This window comes from Clostridium sp. UBA7503 (assembly GCF_002477055.1).
Classification (GTDB): domain Bacteria; phylum Bacillota; class Clostridia; order Clostridiales; family Clostridiaceae; genus Clostridium_J; species Clostridium_J sulfidigenes.
The window spans coordinates 19,804-27,259 of sequence record NZ_DLNT01000016.1 but is presented as its reverse complement, the minus strand read 5'-3'; the positions used below and the strand labels follow the sequence as shown (position 1 = coordinate 27,259).

At 27.3% G+C, this 7,456-nt stretch carries 6 protein-coding genes; 2 read left to right on the top strand and 4 right to left on the bottom strand.

What is annotated here, in order from left to right; translation table 11 throughout:
- Nucleotides 1-53 precede the first annotated feature (53 nt).
- From B3630_RS03950 to B3630_RS03940, 3 genes are all read right to left on the bottom strand, one after another.
- Nucleotides 54-1,412 (bottom strand): sigma-54 interaction domain-containing protein, encoded by a 1,359-nt coding sequence (locus tag B3630_RS03950; RefSeq protein WP_346895718.1) that lies wholly within the window; start codon nucleotides 1,410-1,412, stop codon nucleotides 54-56.
- A gap of 112 nt (nucleotides 1,413-1,524) precedes the next feature.
- Nucleotides 1,525-2,064: a Gx transporter family protein gene (locus tag B3630_RS03945; protein WP_346870128.1), complete on the bottom strand. Its 540-nt coding sequence runs from the start codon at nucleotides 2,062-2,064 to the stop codon at nucleotides 1,525-1,527.
- 10 nt (nucleotides 2,065-2,074) lie between these two features.
- The gene (locus B3630_RS03940; protein ID WP_346895716.1) at nucleotides 2,075-2,467 is read right to left on the bottom strand and encodes a NusG domain II-containing protein; all 393 of its coding nucleotides are present in this window, start codon (nucleotides 2,465-2,467) and stop codon (nucleotides 2,075-2,077) included.
- A 311-nt stretch (nucleotides 2,468-2,778) separates the two neighbouring features.
- Between B3630_RS03940 and B3630_RS03935 the strand changes: the two genes are divergently transcribed.
- Together B3630_RS03935 and B3630_RS03930 are read left to right on the top strand one after the other, a co-directional pair.
- A complete protein-coding gene (locus B3630_RS03935) occupies nucleotides 2,779-3,225 on the top strand; it encodes an FMN-binding protein (RefSeq protein WP_346895714.1) in 447 nt (148 codons plus the stop codon).
- Between the two features lie 256 nt (nucleotides 3,226-3,481).
- Entirely contained in the window at nucleotides 3,482-4,522 is a 1,041-nt protein-coding gene (locus B3630_RS03930) for an FAD:protein FMN transferase (protein ID WP_346895712.1), read from the top strand.
- Between the two features lie 33 nt (nucleotides 4,523-4,555).
- On the opposite strand, the gene B3630_RS03925 is transcribed toward B3630_RS03930, so the two are convergent.
- Nucleotides 4,556-7,447, bottom strand: coding sequence for a hypothetical protein (locus B3630_RS03925; RefSeq protein ID WP_346895710.1), 2,892 nt, complete (start codon nucleotides 7,445-7,447; stop codon nucleotides 4,556-4,558).
- Nucleotides 7,448-7,456 lie beyond the last annotated feature (9 nt).

The window sequence follows — 7,456 nt, the reverse complement described above, 5'->3', positions numbered from 1 at the left end:
ACTAAAACACACATGTAAACTAAGTTTACATGTGTGTTTTAGTTTACACTATTTTAAATTTCCATATTAAATCTCTTCATTTTCTTATAAAGACCTTGCCTACTAATACCCAAAACCTTAGCAGTTTCATTTTTATTACCATTAAGTTTCCCTAAAGTTTCTATAATTACCTGCTTTTCTATTTCTTCTACTATGTCTTTAAGTTGTTTATTTTCATAATCAACCTTTCTTTTGTTACAATCTAATATCTTTGCTGGTAAATGCTCTGGTAAAATTTTAAGCTCTGTATTAAGTAAATTTATTGCTCTTTCAATAACATTTTCTAGTTCCCTAACATTACCTGGCCAGTTATAACATTTAAGATAATCCAAGGTTTCTTCTGATATTCCTTCACTATATATTCCATACTTATTACATAGCTTAACTCTTAATGCCTCTGCAAGTAGTCCCACATCTTCAATTCTTTCTCTTAATGCTGGAAGCTTAACATGCATAACATTTAATCTATAGTATAAATCTTGTCTAAACTTACCCTCTTGAGTTAACTGTAATAAGTTTTTATTTGTAGATGCTATAATCCTAACATCTATCTTCTTTACATCATTACTACCCACTCTTACAATTTCTCTATCTTGAAGAACTCTTAATAACTTAACCTGCATAAAAAGAGGCATATCTCCTATTTCATCTAAAAGAATAGTTCCTCCATCTGCAAGCTCAAATTTCCCCTTCATTCCTGTTTTTTTTGCTCCTGTAAATGCTCCTTCTTCATAGCCAAACATTTCTGATTCAAATAGTTCTGTTGGTATAGCTCCACAATTTATTTTAACAAACGGTTTCCTCGCTCTTTTACTACTATTGTGTATGGACTGTGCAACTAATTCTTTTCCTGTACCACTCTCCCCTGTAATTAATACAGATGAATCCCCCCTTGCAATCTTCTCAGCAAATTTTATAGCAGTTAAGAAGCTTGAGCTATTTCCGATAATTTTATCAAAGGTATAAGTTGCTTTATTCTCTACAGTGAGTTCATTTTTATAAAATTGAACTTCTTTTTCTAGATGGGATATCTTACTACTTAATATTCTAAAATTATCTATATCTTTAAACATAACTCTACCTATGGCGCCTCTAATTTTTCCATTAATTATTATAGGAACTCTCATAGATATCATTTTGTGTTCATTAACCTCTTGTATATCTCCAACTTCTTTAAATCCATTTTTAGCTATAAGGTGCAATTTTGTGTTGGGTATAACCTTAGTTACATGTTTACCCTCTGGTTCTTTACAACCTAAAAACTTCTTATATCCATCTGTCATCATTGTTATAATTCCATCTTCATTAACCACTACAATGTATTCATTTAAACTATTAAATGCAAAATTGAGTATTTCCTCATCAACCCTCATATACTTTTCCTCCTAAATAAAATACATTATTTTAAGTTTCTATCTATTAAGTGTAACTACATACCTATTTAATATATTTATATCCATTTAATCTATTTTAATTAAATTCATTTTAAAACCAATTGTTATTTATACCAAAAACTTTTTTTAAATGTTCTACTGCAAAATTGCCTGTAATTCCAACAAATATACCAGTCCCAATCCCTGCCACACTCATAACAGGTAAATAGAGCATAACACTCATTGTTTTTACTATTAGTGATGCTGCAAGTAATTGTCCTACATTATGAAATACTGCCCCCACACAGCTTACTCCTATAATACTTATCTTTTCTTTTCCAAGATGTTTTGTAAATACCATAAATATATAACTTAAAATCCCACCAGCTAAACTATACATTAATCTAGATATACTTCCTCCAAACATTACAGAAAGTAAAATTCTTAAAAACATAACTAAAAAAGTCTCTTTATAACTTAAGGTGTATAATGCTATTACCGTAATAATATTAGCAAGACCTAGCCTTGTGCCCGGAGTTATAAATGGTACTGGTATCATATTTTCAAATATGTGTAGCACCAAGGACATTGCTACTAATAGAGATATATATATCATTTTTCTAATACTTTTACTAGCTTCTTTACTATTCATTATCTTCACCTCAACGAGAAATTACATCTTCCCCTTCACTACTCTTTTGTTCTCCTACTATTTCAATGATTAATCTATTAGGCAGACATACTATCCTTTCTCCAACCTCTCCTATAAATCCTTCATTTATACATATTTCATCCTTACAATCTGCATCTACAATCCCTATTTTCATATCATGGATAACAACCCTATTTATTCCATAGGATGATTTAAAAGTAAATTCTTCATCTAAATCCTTTGTTAATTCCACTCTCTTTTTCTCTTGTCCATCTATAGAAATAACAGCATAGTTTATTCCTTTATAATTACTCTGATAATTTTTTAGCATTATGTAAGGTATAAATGACACTATTAGTAGTACTACAATTATTACTATATCCATTCTCTTCATTAATTTCATATTGATTCTTCTCCTATGCGATAATAGTTTAAACAAAGTAATTTTAATCTTTTATTGTTATTATATCAATATGTTCACCTAAATTTCTTAGTGATTAAAAAATTTAAGAAAAATATTCTTTAACTAAAAAACAATATATATATATATTATTGTATTTTATGTTATTTATGTTAATTTAAATCATAAATTGTAAATAATTTTTTAACAAATTTCCTGGAAATATATTTACTATTATTTTAGTTTAGTTTATAATTAAGACATAAAAATACTACGTTTTTTTAAACCAAAAATATTTTTAGGAGGGCACATTAATGAATAAAAAAGTTCTAGCTTTATTATCTTCAGTAGTTTTAACTGCTGGAATGTTAGTTGGTTGTGGTTCAAAAGGAATGAAGGATGGAAGCTATAAATCTGAATTTGATGCTTTTGATGATCACGGTTGGAAAGGACAAGTTGAAATTACAGTTGCTGATGGAAAAATCACTGATGCTAAATTTGACTATGTAAATGAATCTGGAGATCTAAAGAGTAAAGATGCCGAATATCAAGAAAAGATGACACAAGTATCTGGAATTGGCCCTGTTGAGTTTTCAGCTCAATATGCAGAAGCTCTTGTAGAGAAACAAGATCCTGCAACAGTTGATGCAATAACTGGAGCAACTACTTCTGGAGATGATTTTAAGCTTTTAGCCGATGCAGCTGTCCAATATGCAAATGATGGTAAAACTGAAACTGCAGTAGTTAAAGCCAAAAAATAGTATTTTCATAAATAGTGTAGTAATAAGACTTTAGGTTATCCTGAAGTCTTATATTTATTTCTCCTCAATTATGTAGTTATTACTAGTTATGAAATTTCTATATATTTTATATTTAAAAGTTTCTCCTAATAAATTATAATGTTATTATTAATATAATGATATAACCTACTTTAATAATAATTTAACAATATATAAGGGTTTATTTAGTTAAATATTAAAACTTTATATTATTATGCATATAGATAAGGAGGTATCTATGAAACTCTTAAAAAAACTTTCTTGCCTTTTAGTTGTATTTATAACTACTATTATTAGTGCAGGATGCGCAAATCAAAAACTACCTATTAAGCCAATTAGTAAAACAGAGCTAGTTATTGGTACTGTATGTACCATAACCATATATGATAAAAGAGATACAACTATAATAAATGAATCTTTTGCTCGTTTAAGAGAACTAGAAAATATATTAAGTATAAGTAAATCTAATACCGAGTTAGATGAAGTAAATACTATGGCGGGAATAGAACCTGTTGAGGTTAGCAATGATACTTTTAATGTGGTAAAAAAAGGACTAGAATATTCTAAACTGTCTGGTGGTTCACTAGATATCACTATTGGACCTTTGGTAAAGTTATGGGGAATCGGTACAGATAATGCTAAACTTCCCTCAGAAAAAGAAATTAATGAAAAAAAGGCTTTAATTGATTATAATAAAATTCAAATAGATGAATCAAAAAAAAGCATATTTTTAAAAGATCCAAATATGATTATAGACTTAGGTGCGATTGCAAAGGGATATGCTGCTGATGAAATAGTTAAAATTCTAAAAGATGCTGAAGTATCCAGTGCAATTATTGATTTAGGTGGGAATATTTATGTACTTGGCGACAAGATAGATGGTACCCCTTGGAAGGTAGGAGTTCAAAACCCTGAAAAATCCGGTAGTGATACTATTGGATTTGTGAGTGTTAGTAATAAATCTATTGTAACCTCTGGAGTGTATGAAAGATACTTTGAGCAAGATGGTAAAAACTATCACCATATTCTAAGTCCAGATACAGGTTATCCATATGACAACAACATCTTAGGTGTGTCTATATTATCTAATAATTCTATAGACGGTGATTCTCTATCAACTACTTTATTTGCCCTTGGGGTAGATGAAGGTTTAAAACTTATTAACTCATTAGATGATGTTGAGGCAATTTTTATAACTAAGAACCATGAACTATACTTAACTAATGGCTTTAAAAAAGCATTTACCCTTACAAATAATAATTATGAAATAAAAGAATAATAAATGGCTATGGTAGTCCCATAGCCATTTATTTTAAACTAATTTATAGCATTTACTCTTAAAATATATCATATTATGATCAAGTTGTTTTATATATTTTAATACCTCTACATCTACAAACTTCATAAGAACTTCTAATTCCTCATTTTTTTTAGTAATCTCTTCATGAGATTTTTTCATATCCATTTCTGCTTGCTCTACTATATTTTTATCTATTGTAATATCATTTAGAGTTCCTTCAAATATATCTTTTATTTCTTCCTTTAACTTGTCTGAAAGTCCTCTTAAGTTTTCCATTATATTATTGCTTAATATAGCAGCAATATTATCCTTATTTTCTATGACTTGATTTTTAATTTTTATTCTAGTACTTTCTGCCTTTTCTTCTGACTTCATAAACATTACCTTAATTCCATCGGCTACTGTACTTAAGAAATTCTCATTTGGTATTACAGTAACTTCATAATTAATACTATTTAAGAATTCATCATGTAATACTAAAAACTTCTTCAATAACTCCTCAAGTGGTTTTATATCTATAGGTTTAATTTTACTTGTAAAATCACCATAGGCAGATATTACAGTATCCCTATTATCCTTTATCTTTTCTATAGTCTCTTGATGGTATCCATAGAGCTTTGAATACTTAGTTATATAAACCTCAAATTGTTCTAACATTAAATCATATATATTTTTATTACACCAATTCACAATAGTTTCACTAAATATTTTTTCAGCCTTATCCTTTAATGTTGAAGTTTCTTCTAAGTCATCTATAGCATCTAGTTTTTTCTCTATAAGATCAGGTATAATTATTGATATCTTTTCTTCCGCATATTTTCCTAAAAACTCTATATCACCCTGAATTTTAGTAAGAAATTCATTATGGTTTGATCTAACTTCATCTGCTAAGTTTATATATTCTGATACACATTCCTTAAGTGTATATCTCCTTTCCTTATAAACTCCATTTTTAAATTTTATGTCTTCTCGAATTCCATCCAAAGTTTTATTTATATTATTCTTAAAGTCATTAAATTTCATATTTATTATATTTTCTGGAGTTTGTCCTATAAGTGTTTCTACTAACTCTCTAGAATCAGAAAAGTCTTTTTGGTCAAATAATAGAATTTTTCTTTTATAATCTAGCATATTTTCTAATAAAGCTTTATTATAACTTAATGCTTCAGCTTTATAATCATTATTCTTTGTATTAATAAGAATAACCAATATAGAATTGTTACTATCTTCTAATATATGTTTAATATAAGTTACATCAATATCTCTTAACTCTTTATGACCATCTATTACAATAATATTTTTATCTGCCATTTTACCATGAATAGACTTATCATAAGTTATAATACATTTATTAGGATCTCTTAATAAATTATTCTTTGTAATAACTTCACAACTATAATAATCTTTAATATATGATTTTAACTCTAGTTGTTCATTGCTAATAAACACAATATCCTTATCTTGCAAAAAAATTTTTTCTCCAATAATATTGTTTAAAGTTTCTTCTACCTCTCTATCTTGAATTGCATTAATACCTATTATTGCTTTTTTACTACTACTTCTAATAAAGTCACTAGTATCAAATTTAGATTCTATGCCATAGCTTGTACATATATCTTTTACATTATTATATAAATATAGCCAAGGATACTCTCTTAAATTATAGTTTTCCTTATTAGTTCCATCTATGGATATTTCGTTACATTCTTCTATATAATTAAGTAGGTGCTTATTTATATTAAATGTATTAACCATAGAAGATAACTTTGTTGAAGTTTCAATTGCTTTTTCATAATTATTGTTTTGAATCGCAGCATTCATTAAATAAAACGCAAAGTCAAATTCATACTCTCTTAAAAATACTTCTTTATACTTTCTTATTCTTATATCTTCATAAATTTCATTTAACACACATACAGCTTGAGAACAATTTATAAAATCTCCATGTTTATAATCTATAGTATTAAAACTTTGTCTTAGATAATTTAATACTTTAATAAGTTGTTCTTCCTCTTGTCTGATACATTTGTATAAACTTAAAATTAAAGTACTCCACTCTACAATTTTAAGATCTTCCATTAATATATTACAGAATTTTATAATCTTATCCACACATTCTATATCTAGTGATTGTGCTTTTGTGCATATAATATTCATTGTATTTATCCAATGAGGAATACTATCCTTACAATATTCCTCTATTGAGATATCTATAGCATTAGAGTAAGATTTTTCTGTTGTAAAATAATCTACAACATCTATATTTATTCCTTTAAATGAAGATAATATTTTTATTACATTTCTAGCTGCCTCATTAGCTTTATCTATGATGTTTAATTCTTTACTTGCTCTATATACACAATAGTTTTTTTGTATGTATAATATTTCTTCTTCTCCAATTATGCTTTCATATAGTGATAAAGCTTCTTCAACTTCAACCATATCACCAAGATTCTTTCTTGCCCACATTAATAGTTCAAAAAATACTACTCCACTTTTACATTGAATTTCTTCGGTTTGAAATTTATTTCCACTTTTTAAGAATTCCTCCATAACCTCTATTACTTTAGAAAAGTAATCTTTTGATAATTCAAATTCTTTTTTCTCAAAATATATTTCTCCTAGTGAGTAGTATGATACTATAAGATTTCTAAAATCCTCATACTCCATATTGCCAATTACTTTATAATCTAACTTTTCTATAATTTTTTTTAAAAACTCAGTAAGATTTACTTCATTTACATCTATTCTAAATATATTTTTAACACACCAGTTATAATAATGCTTTATCATTAAGCAGGGTTCACAGCTAATCTTACTGTCTGTAATATCTAGATAAAAATTCAATTTACCTAAGTTGTTTTCACACTGCTGAAGGAATTTCATCTGTTTTTTTAAAGACAATTCATTCAC